Source organism: Nonomuraea sp. NPDC049725 (assembly GCF_040674795.1).
GTDB lineage: Bacteria > Actinomycetota > Actinomycetes > Streptosporangiales > Streptosporangiaceae > Nonomuraea > Nonomuraea ceibae.
This window is the reverse complement of sequence record NZ_JBFANJ010000005.1, coordinates 17,770-36,592: the sequence shown is the minus strand read 5'-3', so window position 1 is coordinate 36,592 and position 18,823 is coordinate 17,770. Positions and strand designations below refer to the sequence as shown.

The following is an 18,823-nucleotide window of genomic DNA, read 5'->3' as shown; positions in this document are numbered from 1 at the left end:
ACCTCTCAGCGCCACCTTTACCGGGCCCGCCCGGGGGCGAACCGCACGGATTCCCCCGTACGCGGCCCGATCCGGTGACGGCCCCGCCGCCCTCGGGTGCCTCGCCGCGGGCGGCCGGAGGCCGGGCTCTAGGCTTGCCCCATGGGCATGGTCGGGACGGTCGGGCTGGTGCTGCACCCCAGGCGCGACTCCAAGCAGGCGATCGACACCATCCTGCGCTGGGCGGGCGCGCGTGACGCCACCGTGCTCGGGCTGCCCGACGAGGTGGGGCGGATCGACTGCAGCGCGGTCGCGGTCGACGCGGCGACGCTGGCCGGGCGGTCCGACCTGCTGGTGAGCCTCGGCGGCGACGGCACGATGCTGCGCACCATGCGGCTCATCGCCGGGCGGGACACCCCGGTGCTGGGGGTGAACCTGGGGCGGCTGGGCTTCCTGGCCGAGATCGACGTGGCCGAGCTGGCCGCGACGCTGTCGGCCATCGACGGCCACCACTACTCGGTCGAGCCGCGCATGGCGATCCGCACCCGGCTGGCGGGGGAGCCGGAGCTGACCGCGTTCAACGACATCGCGCTGGCCCGCATCCCGGGGGAGGGGCTGGCGGCGGTCACGGTCAAGCCGTCGGGTCACCCGTTCGTCAGCTACACCGCCGACGCGGTGATCGTGGCGACCTCCACCGGCTCGACCGCCTACAGCTTCTCGGCCGGCGGGCCGGTGGTCTCGCCCCGGGTGGAGGCCGTGCTGGTGGTGCCGGCGGCGGCGCACTCGGCGTTCAACCGGGCGCTCGTGCTGCCCGCCGACGAGGAGGTCACGCTGGAGGTGCTGCCCTCCAGCGGGCGGCTGGCCGTCGAGCTCGACGGCGCGGTGGTGGGCCACCTGTGCCCGGGTGACGGCGTCACGGTGTCGGCGGTGCCCGGCGCGGCCAAGGTGGTGCGGCTCGGCACCACCTTCTACGAGCGCGCCCGGCGCAAGCTGCGCGTCGGCGGGAGCGCGGAGGCGCTCTGATCCGCCGCCCGGCGGTGCCGTGCCCGTGAGGGCGGCGGCGCGTGGCCGGGCGCGGGCGGGTGGTCGTGCGGGTCGCCGGGCGGCTCGTCGTGCTCGTGCGGGTCGCGGCGGCTGGAGACCAGCGCGGCCAGCGCCGTGGTGATCGGCACGGCGGCGATCAGGCCGAGCGTGCCGACCACGCTGCGGGCGATCTCCTGCGTGATGACGGGCGTCGTCAGCACCTCGCCGAGCGGCTGCTCGCCGACGCTGAACAGCAGCAGCAACGGCAGCGACGCGCCCGCGTACGCCAGGATGATCGTGTTGATGACGGAGGCGATGTGCGCCCGCCCCACCCGGCTGCCCGCCCGGTAGAGGCGGCGGAAGCCGTAGGAGGGGTTGGCGGCGGCCAGCTCCGCGACGGTGACGGCCTGGGTGACGGTCACGTCGTCGAGCACGCCGAGCGCGCCGATGATGATGCTGGCCAGCAGCAGCCCCTGCGTGTCGATCGACAGGCTCATGCCCAGCGTGAACGCGCTGTCGTCGGTGACGCCGTTGAGCCTGGCGAACCCGATCACCAGGTAGGACAGCACGCCGGTCAGGGTGAGGCTGGCCAGCGTGCCGAGCACCGCCATCGACGTGGCGGCGGTGAAGCCGTGGGTCAGGTAGAGGACCGTCAGCATGATGGCCGCCGCGCCCGCGATGGCCACCAGCATGGGCGGCTTGCCCTCCAGGATGCCCGGGATCACGAACGTCAGCAGCAGCACGAACGTGATGCCCAGCCCGGCCAGCGCCGTCAGCCCGCGCCACCGGCCGAAGGCGATGACCGCCAGCGTGAACGCCACGCCCAGCAGCCACAGCGGGCTCGTCCTGTCGTGGTCGGACAGCTGGTAGGCGGGCGTGCCGGGCTCCGCCTCGGCGTGGTGCAGCAGCACGACCGCGTCGCCCGCCGCGAACCGCTGCGAGCCCGGCGCGCTCGGCAGCGCCATCGTCACGGTCTTGCCGTCGTCGAGCATCACGCTCGCCTTGCCGCAGGTCGCCGGGTCGGGCCGGGGTGCCTCGGGCGCGTCCTCCGGGCACGGCTCCAGCACGACGGCGGTGACCGTGCCGGTGAGCCGCTCGAAGCCCGCGTGCTGCTGGGCCGCCTCCTGCCGCCCCTCGGGCCACAGCCACACCAGCGCCGCGAGCGTGGCCAGAGCCAGTGGCACCAGCACCGCCAGGGTCGCCACGACGGCCCGCCGCGACGTGCGCACCCGTGTGCCGTGCGCGTGGTCAGCGCCCATCCCCCAAGGCCTCCTCAGGACTCCGAAGTGCGACAGTACTGCACCCGCGCGGGTGGGGTAGCCCGTGTGCATGGGCACGTTGGTGGGCACCTCCGGATGGCAGTATCGCGACTGGCGCGGCGTGCTCTACCCCGAGGGCGTCCCGCAGCGGCTGTGGCTGGAGACGTACGCGGCCGAGTTCGCCACCGTCGAGAGCAACAACGCCTTCTACCGGCTGCCGCCGCCGCGCACGTTCGCCGCCTGGCGCGAGCGGACCCCGGACGGTTTCGTGATGGCGGTCAAGGCCAGCCGGTTCCTCACCCACATCCGGCGGCTGGCCGAGCCGGAGGAGCCGGTCGCCCGGCTGATGGCGGCCGTCGCCGGGCTCGGCGGCAAGCTCGGGCCGATCCTGCTGCAGCTCCCGCCCACGCTCCGGGCCGACCTCGGCCGCCTGGACCGGTGCCTGCGCTGCTTCCCGGCCGGGACGCGGGTGGCGGTGGAGTTCCGGCACCCGTCCTGGTGGACGGACGAGACGCGCGCCGTCCTGGAGGCGCGCGGGGCGGCGCTGTGCTGGGCCGACCGGCTCGGCCGCCCGCGCAACCCGTTCTGGGACACCGCCGGCTGGGGCTACGTGCGGCTGCACGAGGGGCGGGCCGGTTTCGCGTACGGCGACACGTCCCTGAAGACGTGGGCCAGGCGGGTCCGCGAGTCCGGCTGGCGGGACGCGTACGTCTACTTCAACAACGATCCGGGCGGCGCGGCGGTGCGGAACGCCGCGCGGTTTGCCAGACTCCTTTGAATGCGCACCCGTCTGTACAGGAACGGCCGTCTGGTGAAGGAGGGCTTCCCCATCGCGGAGGTCTCCGACCACGTGGCTGACCGGGGCAACGTCGTCTGGTTCGACCTCTGCGCGCCGACGGAGGAGGAGGTCGCGGCGATCGGCGAGGAGCTCGGGCTGCACGAGCTGGCCGTCGAGGACGTGCTCCACGAGTACCAGCGCCCCAAGCTGGACATCTACGACAACCACCTGTTCATCACCGTGCACGCGGTGCACTTCGACGGCGGGCGGTTCGCGCCGGTCGAGATCGACGTGTTCATCACCCCGAACGCGCTGGTGACGGTCAGGCAGAGCGCCGCCTTCGACATCGGCGAGGTCGTCAGGCGCTGGGACAAGGCCGCCCACCTGGCCTCCCACGGCGTGGCGTTCCTGCTGCACGGGCTGCTCGACACCGTCGTCGACGGGCACTTCGCGCTCGTGCAGGAGCTCGACCAGCAGGCCGAGGACCTGGAGGACGAGCTGTTCGAGGAGCGGCTCGCCGACGGCCGCGAGCTCCAGCGCAGGATGTACGAGCTGCGCAAGACCACCGTCAGGTTCCGCAAGATCGCGGTGCCGATGCGGGAGATCGTCTCCACGCTGCTCCGCCGCGACCAGGAGCTGATCGCCGGCACCGGCATGGCCCCCTACTACGAGGACGTCTACGACCACGTGCTGCGCACCGCCGAATGGGTGGAGTCGCTGCGCGACCTGGTGGCCAACATGCGTGAGACGCGGCTGGCCCAGCAGGGCTTCCGGCTGAACGAGATCATGAAGCGGCTGACCGGCTGGGCCGCCATCATCGCCGTCCCCACCATGATCACCGGCTTCTACGGCCAGAACGTGCCCTACCCGGGCGAGGGCCAGCCGTGGGGCTTCTGGATGTCGCTGTTGCTGGTGGCGCTGGCCTCGGTGGCGCTGTACGCGGCGTTCAAGAAGAGGGACTGGTTGTAGGGCGGCGGGCACGGGCCGCCCCGCCCGGCCCTGGCGGCGCCCACCGCGACGCGCACCGCCCGCGCGCCCCGCTCCGGGTGCAGCGGCAGGCAGCGGCCCCCGGCCAGCAGCGTCCGCCGGCCGATCGGGGTGGCCAGCAGCGGCAGCTCCTCGTACGTGACGGGCTCGGCCAGGACCAGCAGCCACCCGCCGCCCGGCAGGCGGCGACGCTCGCCCTCCAGTGCGTAGTAGTCGAGCACCCCGCCGCCGGTCGAGACGACCGCCCGCATGGTGAACCGGCGGCCCTCGGCCGTGAACACCTCGGCCGACGGCGCCCGGTAGACGCTGTGCACGTAGCCGAGCGCGAACACGCCGGAGGCGGGCAGCGGCAGCCCGTTGACCGCCGGGCGGCCGGCCCCGTCGCCGGAGCCGGCCGCCAGCACGAGCGCGGCGAGCGCGAGGGCCGCCCTGCTCAGCCCTTCTCCTTGTAGTAGCGGGCCGCGCCCGGGTGCAGCGCGACCGGCTCCACCTGCTGGGCCAGCGCCCGGTCGAGCTTCTCGGCCTCCGGGTGCACCTTGACCAGCTCGGCCTTCTTCTCGAACAGGGTCCGGGTGATGTCGTAGGCGAGCTGTTCGGGCATCGCGTCGGGCACCAGCAGCACGTTGGCGATGCCGACCGTCGTGACCTTGCCCTGGAGCTTGTAGACGCTCATGTCGATGTCGAGCCCCACGTACTGCTTGCCGTACTTGGCCTGCATCCCGGCCAGCACGTCGCTGGTGTCGAGCATCTTCATGTCGGGCTTGGTGGTGGCCAGGTCGACCACCCCGGCCGTGGGCAGGCCGCCGACCCACACGAACGCGTCGATGGTGCCGTCCTTGATCGCCTGAACCGACTCGTTGATCGACAGCTGCTGCTTGGTGATGTCGCTGTCGGGGTTCAGGCCCGCGGCCTCCAGCATGCGGCGGGCCACGACCTGGGTGCCGGAGTTCGGCGGGCCGAGCGAGACCGTCTTGCCCTTGAGGTCGGCGACCTTCTCCGCCGCGACGCCGGGCGCCACCACCACGTGCGAGTAGTTGTCGTAGATCCGGGCCAGCGCCTTGACCGGCTGCTTCCCGGTGAACGAGCCGGTGCCCGCGACCGCGTCGGCCGCCGTGTCGGACTGGGAGAAGCCGATGTCGGCCTTGCCGGTGGCCAGCAGCTTGATGTTCTCGATCGAGGCCGAGGTGACGGACGCGGTGGCCTGGGTGTTGGCGATGTTGTTCGACAGCTGCGCGGCCAGGCCGCCGCCGTAGACGTAGTAGACGCCCGTGGTGCCGCCGGTGGCGACGGACAGCCGGTTCCCCGCACCGCCGCAGCCCGCGATCAGGGCGAGCGCGGCGAGCACCGCAAAGATCCGCTTCACGCTGGGGTTCTCCTTCTCCTGATGAGGTGTACGGCAGTCGCGACCGCCAGGACGGCCAGGCCGGCCGCGATCGGGACGGGTTCGAGGAACAGCAGCAGCACGGCGGCGCAGGCGGCCAGCAGCCGCTCGGGCACGCCGCTCAGCCCGCCGGTGGCCATCGCCAGCGCCGCCACCGCGACCGCCGAGACCGCCGTCATCGCCAGCACCGTGCCGATCGGTCCCTGGCCGAGCAGCGCCTGCCCGTTGGGCGTCAGCACGAACGCGAACGGCACCAGGAACGCCGGCAGCGTGTAGCGCCAGGTCAGCAGCATCGTCCGGTACGTGTTGCCGCCCGTGATCGCCGACGCCGCCACCGCCGACAGCGCCGTCGGCGGGCTCACCTCCGACAGGACCGCGTAGTAGAAGACGAACATGTACGCCTCGGGCTCGGTCACGCCCAGCGTCATGAGCGCCGGGCTGATGATGACCGCGGCGATGATGAAGCTCGCGGTCACCGGCACGGCCAGGCCGAGCAGCATGACCGCCCCGGCCGCCAGCAGCGTGGTGAGCACCAGGCTGCCCGCGGCGAAGTCCACGATGATCTTGCTCAGGTTGAGTCCGAGCCCGGTCTGGGTGATGACGCCCACGATGATGCCCGCCGCCGCGCACACCGCCGTGACCGGCAGCACCTCCAGCGTGCCCTTGGCCAGCGCGTGCCAGACCCGCCGCGGGCCCATCCGGTGCGCCGGGTCCAGGAACGACAGCCCGAACGCCACCACCGTGGCGATCACCACCGACAGGAAGGCCGAGTAGTCCAGCGCCATCAGCACCACGATGATCAGCAGCGAGCTGAAGTGGTAGCCGAAGCGCAGCAGCAGCCTGCCGACGGGCGGCGCGTCCACCGGCACCGCGCGGGTCCCGAACCGGCGCGAGTCGATCTCGATGGCCAGGAAGATCCCCAGGTAGTACAGGATCGTCGGGACCGTCGCGTAGATCAGCACCTCCAGGTAGCCGACGTTGAGGCGCTCGGCGATGATGAACGCCGCCGCGCCCAGCGTCGGCGGCGACAGGATCGCGCCGATGCCGCTCGCCGCCAGGATCCCGGCCGCGGGCTCCCTCGGGTAGCCGGCCCGGCGCAGCACCGGCCAGGCGACGCTGCCGAGGCTCACGGTCGTGGCCACGCCCGAGCCCGACACGGTGCCGAGCAGGAAGCCCGCCGTGGTGACCGTCCGGCCGGGGGCGGCGCGCGATTTGCGGAAGGCGGCGAAGCTCAGGTCGATGAAGAACTTGCTGGCGCCGGAGAAGTCGAGGACGGCGCCGTAGACGGTGAAAAGGATGATGTAGCTGGCGGCGACCTGCAAAGGGACGCCGAAAAAGCCTTCGGTGCCCGTGTAGAGCTGGGAGACGATCTGGGCCAGGTCGAATCCGCGGTGACCGATGGTCCAGTCAATGGGCAAATACACCCCGAAATAGGCATAAGCCAGGAAAAATGCGCATATGGCGGCCAGGGCCCAGCCGACGGTCCGCCGTACCGCCTCCAGCAGCAGCCCGGTCAGCGCCAGCCCCGCCACCACGTCCAGCCCGGTCAGCGCCGCCCCGGACCCGCGGTCCCGGAAGGCGTCGATGTCGGCCAGCGGATAGACCAGCACCGCCACCGACAGCACGGCCAGCACCCAGTCGCCGACGGTCGGCCACTCCGGGCCCGCCTTCGAGCCCGCCTCCGATCCCGTGTCCGCTTCCGATCCCGCGCCCCCGCCGGACGCCGGCTCGTCCGGTGCGGCCGCCGTCGCCGCGGGGAGCGTCTCCGTGGGGGTGACCGTCTCCACGGTGGCGGCCGCGCCCGAGGCGGCGGCGGGCAGCTCGACGGTGGGGGCGACGGCGGGGGCGGCGGTGGGGACCTCCACGGTGGCGTCGTCGGGCGCGGGGAACTCCGGGAGCGTCGGCGCCACCGCCCCGTCCGGGGACGGCGACGGCCGGCGGCGGCGCAGGCGGTGGAGCGCGGGTCCCAGCCCGGAGCGGTAGGCCAGGAACACCAGCGGCAGCGCCACCGCCAGGAACGTCATCCGATGCTGCAACGCCTCGACCGGCCAGAAGACCACCGCGATCGAGTAGGCCGACAGCAGGGCTCCGACGATCCACACGGCGAGCCGCAGGATTCCGCCGAGCCGCCGGGCGGGCCGTTCTTGTTCGTGCGCCGAAACCAGGTCGGCCTCTCGGTCGCTCAGCTCGGTCACAACGATTCCTCCCGACACGGCACTGGGGGCAATTTACGAGGGGTTTACAGGCCGTGGGAAGACTCCGTTACCTTTATGGGATTATTGTCCGCCTGAAAACCGTGGCCTGGCCCGAGCGGCCAATTCGGCGAGCGGCACCGCGCCCGCCTGGCTGCCGTCCCGCAGCCGCACCGACGCCGCCCCGCTCGCCGCCTCACGCGGGCCCACCACGAGCTGGTACGGCACCAGCCGGTGGGCCCGGATGCGGGCGCCGAGGCTGCCCTTGGCCGCGGGGGCCAGCTCGGCCCGCAGCCCTTCGGCGACGGCCCGCCGTACCAGGGCCTCGGCGGCGGGCTGCTCGGCGTCCGACAGCGGCAGGACGACGGCCTGCACGGGCGCGAGCCAGGCGGGGAACGCGCCGGCGTGCACCTCGACCAGGTGGGCGAGCAGCCGTTCCAGGCCGCCGACGACGCTGCGGTGCACCATGACGGGACGCCCGCCGCCGGCGTAGGACAGCTCGAAGCGCTCCGGCTGGAAGTAGTCGACCTGCACGGTGGACAGGGTGGACTCGCGGCCCGCCGGGTCGGCGATCTGGATGTCGATCTTCGGCCCGTAGAAGGCACCCTCGCCGCGTTCCTCGTCGTACGGGCGCCCGCGCCGCTGGAGCACCTCGCGCAGCACGGCCTCCGAGCGCGCCCACAGCTCCGGGTCGTCGACGAACTTGGCGCCGTCGCCGCGCAGCGACAGCCGGTAGCGGGCGGCCCGGATGCCGAGCTGGGCGTGCGCGGCCTCGATCAGGTCGAGCGCCGCCGACACCTCGCCGGCCGCCTGCTCGGGGCGGCAGAACACGTGCCCGTCGTTGAGCTGGATGGCGCGCACCCGGGTGAGGCCGCCGAGCACGCCCGACAGCTCCGAGCGGTACATGCCGCCGAGCTCGGCCAGGCGCAGCGGCAGGTCGCGGTGGCTGCGCTGGCGGGAGCGGTAGACGAGCGCGTGGTGCGGGCACAGGCTGGGCCGCAGCACGTACTCCTCGCCGCCGACGCGCATCGGCGGGAACATGTCCTCGGCGTAGTGCGCCCAGTGCCCGGACCGCTCGTACAGCTCGCGTTTGCCGAGCACGGGCGAGTGGACGTGCTGGTAGCCGTTGCGGCGTTCGAGCTCGTGCACGTAGTCCTCGACGGCCTTGCGCACGGCGGCCCCGGCGGGCAGCAGGAACGGCAGCCCGGAGCCGATCAGCGGGTCGGTGTCGAAGACGCCCAGCTCGCGGCCGAGTTTGCGGTGGTCGTTCATGATCGTCCTTTGCGGTGAAAGGGCGAACGACCGATCCGATCCCGGGCATTCGCCCGGGAGACAGAAGTCAGCGCGCCGGGACGGGGTCCGGCGTCGTCGTGACGGAAGCGCGCTGCATACGGGCACCCTAACACCGGTGGCCTCGCCAAGGCCGTGCAAAAAACGGCAAATGATATAAAGAACCGTGGCCGAGATCACCCTGCCCGTGCGCCAGTTGCGGGCGTTCGCCGAGGTCGGCTACCAGGTCGCCGGGGGGAGCGGAGCGCACGGCGCGATGGCGGCGCTGCGCGAGGTCGTGCCGCTGGACGCCTACGAGTTCGTCGCCTTCGACCCCGCCACCGGCCGCCACCACAGCGTCGTCTCCGACGGCCACCGGCGCATCGACGGCGACGCGGCCGAGGAGTACGCGGCGCTGGAGGCGTACCGCAGGGCGATGGCCACCCGGGCGCCGGTCGCGATGCCCGAGCCGGGCACCGAGCGCTACTTCCGCCGCCACCTGGCCCCGTACGGCTGGCGGGCCGGGCTGACGGCGCCGCTGTTCCTGACCGGGGGCCGCTACACCGGGCTGCTGCACCTGGCCACCCGCGACGCCTTCCCCGAGCTGACCGCCGCGCTGGTCGGCGCGGTGAGCCCCATGCTGGCGCACGTCACCGACCTGACCCGGTGCGTGATCGACCCGGTGGGGCTGCCGGGCGGGTTCCGGGCGGTGGCGTTCGACCGGCTCGGCGTCCGGCGCGGCGTGCCCGGCCTGGAGACCTCGCCGGAGCTGTGGGACGACCCGGCGATCGCCGCCTACGCGCGGGCGTTCATCGACTCGCGCGAGCTCAACCGGCACGGCCTCTGGCTCGACGGGCAGGGCCGCTGGCACGAGATGCGGCTGCTGCGGGCCGGGGTCGGCTTCCAGGGCGGGCTGCAGGGCGCTGTGGTGGCCGAACGGCCCTGCGCGCTGCCGTATGAGCTGACCGGGCGCGAGGTGGACGTGCTCACCCGGGTCGCGGCCGGTGACTCCAACCCGCAGATCGCCGCCGCGCTGGTGCTCAGCGTCCGCACGGTCACCACGCACCTGGAGCACATCTTCGCCAAGCTGGGCTGCGACAGCCGCACCCGGCTCAGCACCAAGGCGCTGGCCGAGGGCCTGTGCCGGCTGGACGTCTGAACACCGCTCGTTGTTTTCGGGGAAGTCCGCTGATCAGGACGGCGACCGTCGCCGTCCGGCACGAGACACCACGGAGGACATGATGACGACCACGCCGAGCGACCCGGCCGGGGCGCTGCCCGGCCGCCCGCCCGTCGTCGACCTGGCGACCTGGCAGGCGGCCAGGGACGAGCTGCTGGTCCGGGAGAAGGCCCACACCCGTGAGGGCGACGCCATCGCGGCGGCGCGCCGCCGGCTGCCGATGGTGGAGTTCGACGGGACGGCCGAGGTCGTCGGGGCCGACGGGCCGGTGCCGTTCCTGGACCTGTTCCAGGGGCGCGAGGAGCTCGTGGTCTACAAGCACATGTGGTACGACGGCGCGCCGCACCAGGGGCAGTGCGAGGGCTGCACCACGATGGCCTGGCATCTGAAGGACTCCGTCGGCTACCTCGGCACGCGGGGCGTCTCGTTCGCCGTGCTGACCCCGGGCCGCTGGGACGAGGTGGCCGCCTTCACCGCGTTCATGGGCTACACCCAGCCGTGGTACTCGGTGCGCGGCCTGGACGAGCCGCTCGGCGGCGGCATGGCCGCCCTCTCCTGCTTCCTGCGCGAGGGCGAGCGGGTGTTCCTGACCTACTCCACGACCGGCCGGGGCAACGAGCCGGCCAACGGCTGCTTCGGGCTGCTCGACATGACGCCGTACGGGCGCGGCGAGGCGTGGGAGGACAACCCGGAGGGCCGCCCCGAGGGTCGTCACCCGTGCTGGTACTGGCGCTCCGACGTGGACGGCGCCGCCACCTGGGGGCCGGACAGCCGCCCGGTGCCGCAGTGGACCCGCCCCGGCGCCACGCCCGAGAAGACCCTCGGCCGCGAGGGCTCCCACCACTGACGCGGGCGGCCCGGGGCTCAGCCGGTTCCGGTACGGCTCCGGGCGCTCCACCCGGCGGGCACGGTCACCAGCAGCAGCTCGAACCACACGCGGGTGGCGCCGTCGTGCCGGGTGAAGCCCCAGCGGTGGCTGAGCGCCTCCAGTAGCGGCAGCCCCCGCCCGCCCGTCGCGTACGGGTCGGCCCGGCACACGCACGGCGGCGCCTCCGAGCCGCCGTCCTCCACCCACACGCGCACCAGGTCCCCGGAGACCCGCACCGCCACCGTGAACGAGCCGCCGTCGCCCGAGCGCGAGTGCAGGATCGCGTTGGTGGCCAGCTCGCTGGTCAGCAGCGCGCAGTCGTCGTGCAGCGGGTGATCGCGGCCAAGCACGGCCGTCACCAGGCCGCGCGCCCCCGCGACCTGCGACGGCACCCCCGGGAAGCGGAGCGCGAGATCGTGTTGCGAGTCCGGCGTGGCCACGGTGGAACCCCCCTGATTGCGGCGACGTCATGAGACGCGCCACGCCGGGGCGGAGGATGGTCGCGAAAAGGTGCGAAAGCCCTTGCCCGCGCGGCACCAGGCCCGATGTCGCGCGGGGGAGGCGGGGTAGCGCGTCCCCGGCAGGTCACGAGGCGCGAGCGCCTAGTACGCTGCGATCGACGAGTCGACTAGGAGGAGTGCCTGCGTGAGCAGCCTGGAGGCCGTCTGGGTGCAGCGGTACGACCACCCGGGGGCAGCGGTCGTGACCGGAGTCTTCGACATCCTGCACGTGGGCCACGTGCGCTACCTGGGCGCGGTGGCCGCGCGCGGGCTGCCGCTCGTCGTCGGCGTGGAGGACGACCCGCGGGTGCGCGCGTGGAAGGGCCCCTCGCGGCCGTTCAACCCGGCGGCCGAGCGCGCCGAGCTGCTGGCGGCGCTGCGGTTCGTGACGGGGGTGTTCATCGTGACGGGGCCGCCGGAGGCGCACGGGCCCGAGGACTACATCGACCTGCTCACCCCGATGCGGCCCGGCGCGCTCGCGCACACCGCGGGCGACCCGCACGCGGGCGGCCGGTGCGCGGCGGCGGCGCTGCTCGGCGCCGAGTGCTGGGAGCTGGAGGCCATCCCCGACCGGTCGACGACGCGCATCGTCAACGCCGCGGGCAAGGGCTGACGCGGCCCCGCTCCCATGATCGCGTAATCTTCCGTCACATGACGGCCGATCTCCTGGCGCGGAGGGTGACGGACCTGCTGGCGCCGCAGGTGCTGGTGATCGCCATGCCGCCCGCCGTGGGGCTCATCGCGGAGGGCTGGGCGGGGGCGGTGTGGGGGCTGGTGGCCTCCGTGCTGTGCGGCGGCGTGCCCGCCGCGGTGATCGCCGTGGGCGTGCGCTCGGGGCGGCTCGACTCCCACCACATCGTCGACCGGGCCCGCCGCACCGGCCCGCTGCTGGCCGCCGTCGGCGCGGTGCTGTTCGCGCTGCTGCTGCTGGGGGTGCTCGGCGCGCCGACGCTGCTGGTGGCGACGGTGACGGCCATGCTGGCCGCGCTGGCCGTGACGATCCCGGTGACGCTGCGCTGGAAGATCTCCTTCCACGCGGCGGTGTCGGCGGGCACGGTGGTGGTGCTGGCCCACGTGCTGCCCGCGGCGCCGACGCTGGCGGCGGGGGCGGCGGTGGTGGCGCTGGTGTGCTGGGCCCGGGTGCGGCTGACGCACCACACGTGGGCCCAGGTGGCCGCCGGGGCGCTCGTCGGGACGCTCGTCACGTGGGGCACGCTGGCGGCGTTCGGCATCGGATAGCGGCGCGGAACACCGGAATAGGGGAGCCTGCCGCGCGGTTGCGGCGGGCATGGACGCCACGAGCCGGGGCCGGGTGCGCGTCGAGCGCACGGCCAAGCGAGTCAGGACCTATCTGGGCGGCCGCGCGGTCGCCGACACCACCCGCGCCCTGATGGTGTGGGAGAGCCCGCACTACCCGACCTACTACTTCCCGCTGGAGGACGTCGAGCGGGACGCGCTCAAGCCCACGGGCGAGACCCGCCGCTCGCCGAGCCGGGGCGAGGCCGCCGTCCACACGCTCGCCCCGGGCGGCGGCGAGGCGCTCGTCTACGGCGACGACGCGCCCCTGGAGCCGGTACGGGGTCACGTCCGCTTCGACTGGGACGCGATGGACGCCTGGTTCGAGGAGGACGAGGAGGTGTACGTGCACGCGCGCGACCCGTACACGCGCGTCGACATCCTGCCCAGCTCGCGGCACGTGCGGGTGGAGGTCGACGGGGTGACGGTGGCCGACTCGCGCAACGCCCGGGTCCTGTTCGAGACCGGCCTGCGGCCCCGCTACTACCTGCCGAAGACCGACGTCCGGCTCGACCTGCTGGAGCCCACCGCCACGGTCACGCGCTGCCCGTACAAGGGCACGGCCGAATACTGGTCGGTCAACGGCCACGAGGACCTGGCCTGGTCCTACCGCACGCCGCTGCCGGAGAGCGAGCGCGTCGCGGGCCTGATCGCCTTCTACAACGAGAAGCTCGACGTCTACGTCGACGGCGTGCTGGAGGACAGGGCCGGTTGACAGCCGCCATCCCGATCCACCACCCTTTCACTATCCGAATAGTGAAAGGGTGGTTTCGTGATCGAGTTCCAGCTCGACCGGGGATCGGGGGTGGCGACCTACCTCCAGCTCGTCCACCAGGTCAAACAGGCGCTGCGGCTCGGCACGCTGCGGCCCGGCGACCAGCTGCCCACCGCGCGCGAGGTCGTCGAGAGCCTGGCCATCAACCCCAACACCGTGCTCAAGGCGTACCGGGAGCTGGAGCGCGAGGGCCTGGTGGCGGGCCGGCCGGGACTGGGCACGTTCGTCGAGCAGGGGATCGCCGGGCCGACGCTGGCCGACCACCACCGGCTGCGGCGCGGGCTGGAGGAATGGGTGCGCCAGGCCCGCGCCGCCGGGCTGGACGAGGAGGACCTGCGGGCGCTGTTCGGCGCGGTGCTGGCCGGCTCCGCGCGTGAGGGCGTCGCGTGAACGCGCTGGAGGTCACCGGGCTGGCCGTGCGCCGCCGCCGCTCCTGGGTGCTGCGCGACTGCTCGCTGGCGGTCCCGGCCGGGCGCGTGGCCGCGCTGGTCGGCCCCAACGGCGCCGGCAAGACCACGCTCATGCACGCCGCCGTCGGCCTGCTCGCCCCCGCCCGGGGCGGCGTCACCGTGTACGGGCAGGCCGCGTTCGTGGCCCAGGACAAGCCGCTGTACGAGACGTTCACGGTCGCGGAGACGCTGCGCTTCGGCCGCCGCACCAACGACCGCTGGGACGAGGAGGCGGCCAGGAGACGGCTGGACCGGCTCGGCATCCCGCTCGGCGGCAGGGTCGGCCGGCTGTCCGGCGGGCAGCGGGCACAGGTCGCGCTGACCCTCGCACTGGCCCGGCTGCCCGACCTGCTGGTGCTGGACGAGCCGCTGGCCAACCTCGACCCGGTCGCCCGGCACGACGTGATGCGCTCGATCATGGCCGAGGTGGCCGAGCGCGGGCTGACCGTGCTGCTGTCCTCGCACGTCGTCTCCGACCTGGAGGACACCTGCGACTGGCTGGTCGTGCTCAACGGCGGGCGGCTCCAGGTCAGCGGCGACATCGAGGACCTGCTCGGCGGGCACAGCGTGCTGACCGGCCCGGCCGGCGCCTCCGCCGCCGGGTGCGACGTCGTCGGGGAGAGCCGCACCGGCAGGCAGGTGAGCCTGCTCGTGCGCGGCGGGCCGCCGCCCGACCCGCGCTGGAACGCCCGGCGGCCGGGCCTGGACGAGCTCGTCATGGGCTACCTGCGCAGCCCCGCGTCGGCGGCGCTGCCCGCGCCCGCGGAGGTGGCCGGATGATCTGGGTCACCTGGCGCCAGCACCGGGCGCAGATCCTCGTCACTGCCGGTTTCCTGGCCGCGCTCGGCCTGCTGCTGCTCGGCTCCGCCCTCGAAGCGCGGTCGTTCGTGGCCGCGCACGTGCCCGGCGGCTGCCCCGGGGGCACCGCGTTCTGCGGGTCGCTGGAGGCGGCCGTCGGCCTCGGGGAGCGCTACGACACGGTCTACTCGGTGTTCGGCTGGATGCCGCTCGTGCTGCCCGCGCTGATCGGCGCGTTCTGGGGGGCGCCGCTGCTCGGCAGGGAGTACGAGCGCGGCACCCACCTGCTGGCCTGGACCCAGCGGGTGCCGGTGCGGCGGTGGCTGGCGGTCAAGCTGGCCGTGCTCGGCGGCGCGGTGGTGGCCGGCGGGCTGCTGCTGTCGCTGATGGTCAGCCTGTGGCGGCCGGTGTTCCGGGAGGGGATCGACTCCGGGTTCGGCAACATCGGGATCTTCAACATGACCGGGGTGGCCCCGGCCGCCTGGTGGCTGTACGCGTTCGCGCTGGGGACGCTGGCCGGGGCGGTGCTCAGGCGGACGCTCCCGGCGATGGCGCTGGTCGTGGCCGGGGTGGCGGCGACCATGTTCGCGCTGTTCGCGCTCAGCGACCATTACGCCACCCCGCAGCGCACCGAGCTGACCGGCAGCGTGGTGCTCGGCGACCCCGACGCCCGGCTCGTCGGCGGCGGCACCTGGGTGGACCCGGCCGGGCGCGAGGTCGGCACGGCGGACACGCCCGCGGCCTGCGAGCGGCGGCTGGACGCCGGGCGCGCCAGCCGCAACACCGACGCGTGGCACAAGTGCCTGTTCGACGCGGGTTACCGCTACGCGGTGACCTACCACCCGCCGTCGATGTTCTGGCGCTTCCAGTGGACCGAGGCGGGAATCCTGCTCCTGGCGTCGGCCGTCCTGGGCGGCCTGGCCGTGCGGATCACGCTGCGCCGCACGGCGGGCGGCACCCGGCTACCGGGAGCTCACGACAGCAGCCGCGTCAGCACCCGGACGCCGAACTCCAGTCCCTCCACCGGCACCCGCTCGTCCTTGCCGTGGAACATTCCGAAGTAGTCCAGATCCGGCCGCAGCATGAGCGGCGCGAACCCGTACCCCTCGATCCCGATCCTGGCGAACGACTTGGCGTCCGTGCCGCCGCTCATCACGTACGGCACGGGCCTGGCCAGCGGGTCCTCGGCCACGAGGCTGGCGGCCAGCTCGTCGAAGAACGACGACGGGTACGGCGCGGCCGGGGCGTCCTCCAGGTTGACGAACTCCCGGGTGATCTTCGGCCCGAGCAGCTCGTCGATCGTCGCCAGGAACTCCTCCTGCAGCCCCGGCAGGTAGCGGCCGTCCACGTGCGCCTCGGCGGTCGAGGGCACCACGTTCACCTTGTAGCCGGCCTCCAGCATCGTCGGGTTGGCCGAGTTACGGATCTGCCCCTCGAACAGCTTGCCGAGCGAGCCGAGCCGCCGCGCCTCGGCGTCCAGCCGGTCCAGGTCGATCGGCTGCCCGGTGATCTCCGACAGGCTGTCGAGCAGCGCCGCGACCGACGGCGTGACCCGTACCGGCCACTGGTAGGAGGCGATGCGCGACAGCGCGTGCACCAGCGTCGCGACCGGGTTGTCCACCGCGGGCCGGGAGCCGTGCCCGGCCACGCCGTGCGCGGTGAGCTTCATCCACGCGGTGCCGCGCTCGCCCACCGCCACCGGGTAGACGCGGTGGCCGCCGGAGTCGACGCTGAACCCGCCCGACTCGCTGATCGCCTGCGTGACCCCGTCGAACAGCTCCCGGTGCTCGGTCACCGCGTGCCGCGAGCCGAAGTCGCCGGTCGCCTCCTCGTCGGCCAGGAACGCCAGCACCACGTCCCGCCGGGGCCGCACGCCCAGTGCCCGCATGCCCAGCACCGCCGACAGGGTCATCGCGCACGAGCCCTTCATGTCGACCGCGCCCCTGCCGTAGACGCACCCGTCGACGATCTCGCCCGAGAACGGGTGCATCCGCCACTCGGCCGGGTCGGCCGGGACCACGTCCAGGTGCCCGTGCACCAGCAGCGCGTCCGGGGAGTCGCCCGCCATCCGCGCCACCACCGTGGTGCGGCGCGGCGCGGACTCGAACACCTCCGGCTCCAGCCCGGCGTCGGCCAGCAGCGTGGCCACGTACTCGGCGGCCGGCCGCTCCCCGGAGCCCGGATTGGTGGTGTCGAACCTGATCAGGTCCGAGCAGATCTCGGCGACGCTCTTCACTTCCTGCCCTCCAGCTTCAGCGGCGCCACCTCGGGCGTCTCGAACCCGAAGATCAGTCCGTAGAAGGCCAGCTCGGCCTCCAGCACCGCCACGATCGTCTCTTCCCTGCGCCAGCCGTGCTGCTCGCCCTCGAAGGTGAGCAGGGCCCACTCTTTGCCGTTCCTGTCCAGCTCCGCGACGAACCGCTCGGCCTGACCGACGTCCACGATCGCGTCCTCCAGCCCGTGCAGCATCAGGCACGGCCCCGACGCCCGGTGCGCGTGCAGCAGCGGCGAGCGCTCGCTGTAGCGCTGCCGCGTCTCCGGCAGCGGGCCGATCAGGCCGTCGAGGTAGCGCGACTCGAAGTCGTGCGTCTCGGCCGCCCAGCTCTCCGGGTCGGTGATCGCGTAATGGGCGACGCCGCCCGCGAACACGTCGCTGTGCACCAGCGCCGCCACCGTCGTCCAGCCGCCCGCGCTGCCGCCCCGGATCGCGATCCGCGCCGCGTCGGCCCGGCCCAGCTCCACCAGCCCGCGCGCCACCTTGGCGCAGTCCTGCACGTCGACCACGCCCCACTGGTGCCGCAGCCGCTCGCGGTAGGCGCGGCCGTAGCCGGTGGAGCCGCCGTAGTTGACCACCGCCACGCCCAGCCCCCGGCTGGTGAAGTAGGCGATCTCCAGGTCCAGCATCACCGGGTGGTTGCCGGTCGGCCCGCCGTGCACGAAGATCACGTACGGGGCCGGGCCGCGCGTCCCCGCCGGCGGATACAGGTGCGCGTGCACGCCCTCGACCGTCACCGCCTCCGGCACCGGCAGCAGGTCCCGCTCCGGCAGCTCCTTGGGCGCCGACACCACCTCGTGCCCGCCGCCGTCGAGGTCGACGAGCATCACCTCCAGAGGCGTGTACGGGGTCGCCGACACCGCCGCGACCTTGCCCCCGGCCGCCGACACCGTCGAGGCCCAGTAGGTGGCCTCCCCGCCGATGTCGCGCAGCTCGCCGCCGCCCGGGTCCAGCACGGCCAGCCTGCGCCGGTCCGGCGTGCCGTACACGACCGCCAGCCGGTCACCGGCCACCGCCAGGCAGCCCGAGCCCGGCTTCCACGCCGCGTGGCCGAATTCCGCCTCGACCGGCGTCAGGTTGCGGATCCGCGTGCCGTCCCTGCCGATCAGGTGCACGTTCCACCAGCCCGTCGGGTCGGTGATCGCGTACAGCGTGTCGTCGTCGCGCCACTCGGCCTGCACCACCGACTCGTCCGGCCCGCCCGCGACCACCTCGTACGGCCCCGCCTGCCCGCCGGGGCCGAGCGGCGCCACGCACAACTCGGTGCCGTCCCACGGCATCGCCGGATGGTCCCAGCCGATCCAGGCGACATGCCGCCCGTCGGGCGACAAACGCGGATTCATCAGGAAACGCTGCGCCTCGGCGATCACCGTCAGCGGCCCGCCGTCCAGCGGGATCGCCACCAGGTCGCGCACGTCCGCGCTCTCCCGCACCGCCCACACCTCGTCGCGGCCCGGCGGCAGGTAGAGGTCGGCGTAACGGGCCGGGCCCGCCGGCGTCAGCGCCACCGGGTCACCGCCGCCGATCCGGTAGACGCGCTGGTCGGCCCAGTTCGTGAACACCAGGCCGCCACCGGGCAGCGGGCGCCACGAACGGCCGCCGTACTCGATCACCCGGTTGCGCGCGTTCCAGCCGTCCGGCAGGGCGTCCACCCGCTCGCCGCCCGGCAGGCGCCGCACCACGCAACGCCGGCCGCCCTCGTGCGGGCGCGGCTCGTCCCACCACACCTCGACGCCTTCCGGCGTGGCCACCGCCTCAACCCACTGGGGGCCGCCGTCGGTCCGGGCCACATCGATCGGTCGAATACTCATATT

At 73.7% G+C, this 18,823-nt stretch carries 19 protein-coding genes; 11 read left to right on the top strand and 8 right to left on the bottom strand.

Features of this window, described 5'->3' with window-relative positions:
- Positions 1-141 precede the first annotated feature (141 nt).
- Entirely contained in the window at positions 142-1,002 is an 861-nt protein-coding gene (locus AB0J53_RS14365) for an NAD(+)/NADH kinase (protein ID WP_364172054.1), read from the top strand.
- Here AB0J53_RS14365 and AB0J53_RS14360 read toward each other — a convergent pair.
- Positions 948-2,261, bottom strand: a complete 1,314-nt coding sequence (locus tag AB0J53_RS14360; protein ID WP_364172052.1) for a YibE/F family protein — start codon at positions 2,259-2,261, stop codon at positions 948-950. The two genes, AB0J53_RS14365 and AB0J53_RS14360, sit on opposite strands and share 55 nt — an antisense overlap.
- A gap of 70 nt (positions 2,262-2,331) precedes the next feature.
- On the opposite strand from AB0J53_RS14360, the gene AB0J53_RS14355 reads away from it, so the two are divergent.
- A complete protein-coding gene (locus AB0J53_RS14355) occupies positions 2,332-3,039 on the top strand; it encodes a DUF72 domain-containing protein (RefSeq protein WP_364172050.1) in 708 nt (235 codons plus the stop codon).
- Entirely contained in the window at positions 3,040-4,008 is a 969-nt protein-coding gene (locus AB0J53_RS14350; RefSeq protein ID WP_219517802.1) for a magnesium transporter CorA family protein, read from the top strand.
- On the opposite strand, the gene AB0J53_RS14345 is transcribed toward AB0J53_RS14350, so the two are convergent.
- The 4 genes from AB0J53_RS14345 to thrS form a co-directional block, all read right to left on the bottom strand.
- On the bottom strand, positions 3,903-4,430 hold the full coding sequence (locus tag AB0J53_RS14345; RefSeq protein ID WP_219517803.1) for a DUF1850 domain-containing protein: 528 nt from the start codon (positions 4,428-4,430) through the stop codon (positions 3,903-3,905). The two genes, AB0J53_RS14350 and AB0J53_RS14345, sit on opposite strands and share 106 nt — an antisense overlap.
- 29 nt (positions 4,431-4,459) lie before the next feature.
- On the bottom strand, positions 4,460-5,389 hold the full coding sequence (locus AB0J53_RS14340; protein WP_364172048.1) for a TAXI family TRAP transporter solute-binding subunit: 930 nt from the start codon (positions 5,387-5,389) through the stop codon (positions 4,460-4,462).
- Positions 5,386-7,602, bottom strand: coding sequence for a TRAP transporter fused permease subunit (locus AB0J53_RS14335; RefSeq protein WP_364172046.1), 2,217 nt, complete (start codon positions 7,600-7,602; stop codon positions 5,386-5,388). The genes AB0J53_RS14340 and AB0J53_RS14335 overlap by 4 nt, the downstream gene beginning before the upstream one ends.
- 81 nt (positions 7,603-7,683) lie before the next feature.
- Positions 7,684-8,871 carry a threonine--tRNA ligase gene (thrS, locus tag AB0J53_RS14330; RefSeq protein WP_364172044.1) on the bottom strand — a complete coding sequence of 396 codons (1,188 nt, stop codon included), beginning with the start codon at positions 8,869-8,871 and terminating at the stop codon, positions 7,684-7,686.
- Between the two features lie 184 nt (positions 8,872-9,055).
- Here thrS and AB0J53_RS14325 point away from each other — a divergent pair, with 184 nt between their 5' ends.
- Both AB0J53_RS14325 and AB0J53_RS14320 read left to right on the top strand, forming a co-directional pair.
- Positions 9,056-10,027: a LuxR C-terminal-related transcriptional regulator gene (locus AB0J53_RS14325; RefSeq protein WP_364172042.1), complete on the top strand. Its 972-nt coding sequence runs from the start codon at positions 9,056-9,058 to the stop codon at positions 10,025-10,027.
- A gap of 82 nt (positions 10,028-10,109) precedes the next feature.
- Positions 10,110-10,895, top strand: a complete 786-nt coding sequence (locus AB0J53_RS14320; RefSeq protein ID WP_364172040.1) for a DUF899 family protein — start codon at positions 10,110-10,112, stop codon at positions 10,893-10,895.
- Positions 10,896-10,912: 17 nt separating this feature from the next.
- Here AB0J53_RS14320 and AB0J53_RS14315 read toward each other — a convergent pair whose 3' ends face one another.
- A complete protein-coding gene (locus AB0J53_RS14315) occupies positions 10,913-11,356 on the bottom strand; it encodes an ATP-binding protein (RefSeq protein ID WP_364172038.1) in 444 nt (147 codons plus the stop codon).
- Between the two features lie 205 nt (positions 11,357-11,561).
- On the opposite strand from AB0J53_RS14315, the gene AB0J53_RS14310 reads away from it, so the two are divergent.
- Genes AB0J53_RS14310 through AB0J53_RS14285 form a run of 6 tightly spaced genes read left to right on the top strand, consistent with a single transcriptional unit; the run spans position 11,562 to position 15,798 of the window.
- Complete coding sequence (locus tag AB0J53_RS14310) at positions 11,562-12,029, top strand: adenylyltransferase/cytidyltransferase family protein (protein WP_219517809.1); 468 nt, start codon at positions 11,562-11,564, stop codon at positions 12,027-12,029.
- A gap of 38 nt (positions 12,030-12,067) precedes the next feature.
- Positions 12,068-12,655: a hypothetical protein gene (locus AB0J53_RS14305; RefSeq protein ID WP_219517810.1), complete on the top strand. Its 588-nt coding sequence runs from the start codon at positions 12,068-12,070 to the stop codon at positions 12,653-12,655.
- Positions 12,656-12,704: 49 nt separating this feature from the next.
- Positions 12,705-13,427 (top strand): DUF427 domain-containing protein, encoded by a 723-nt coding sequence (locus tag AB0J53_RS14300; protein ID WP_364172035.1) that lies wholly within the window; start codon positions 12,705-12,707, stop codon positions 13,425-13,427.
- Between the two features lie 57 nt (positions 13,428-13,484).
- Positions 13,485-13,877, top strand: coding sequence for a GntR family transcriptional regulator (locus AB0J53_RS14295; protein WP_219517814.1), 393 nt, complete (start codon positions 13,485-13,487; stop codon positions 13,875-13,877).
- Positions 13,874-14,716: an ABC transporter ATP-binding protein gene (locus AB0J53_RS14290; RefSeq protein WP_364172032.1), complete on the top strand. Its 843-nt coding sequence runs from the start codon at positions 13,874-13,876 to the stop codon at positions 14,714-14,716. The genes AB0J53_RS14295 and AB0J53_RS14290 overlap by 4 nt, the downstream gene beginning before the upstream one ends.
- Positions 14,713-15,798: a hypothetical protein gene (locus AB0J53_RS14285; protein ID WP_364172030.1), complete on the top strand. Its 1,086-nt coding sequence runs from the start codon at positions 14,713-14,715 to the stop codon at positions 15,796-15,798. Before AB0J53_RS14290 ends, AB0J53_RS14285 begins: the two co-directional genes overlap by 4 nt.
- Here AB0J53_RS14285 and AB0J53_RS14280 read toward each other — a convergent pair.
- Positions 15,708-16,970 (bottom strand): M20/M25/M40 family metallo-hydrolase, encoded by a 1,263-nt coding sequence (locus AB0J53_RS14280; protein ID WP_219517820.1) that lies wholly within the window; start codon positions 16,968-16,970, stop codon positions 15,708-15,710. The genes AB0J53_RS14285 and AB0J53_RS14280 overlap by 91 nt on opposite strands.
- Positions 16,967-18,820 carry a prolyl oligopeptidase family serine peptidase gene (locus tag AB0J53_RS14275; protein ID WP_364172028.1) on the bottom strand — a complete coding sequence of 618 codons (1,854 nt, stop codon included), beginning with the start codon at positions 18,818-18,820 and terminating at the stop codon, positions 16,967-16,969. Before AB0J53_RS14275 ends, AB0J53_RS14280 begins: the two co-directional genes overlap by 4 nt.
- Positions 18,821-18,823 lie beyond the last annotated feature (3 nt).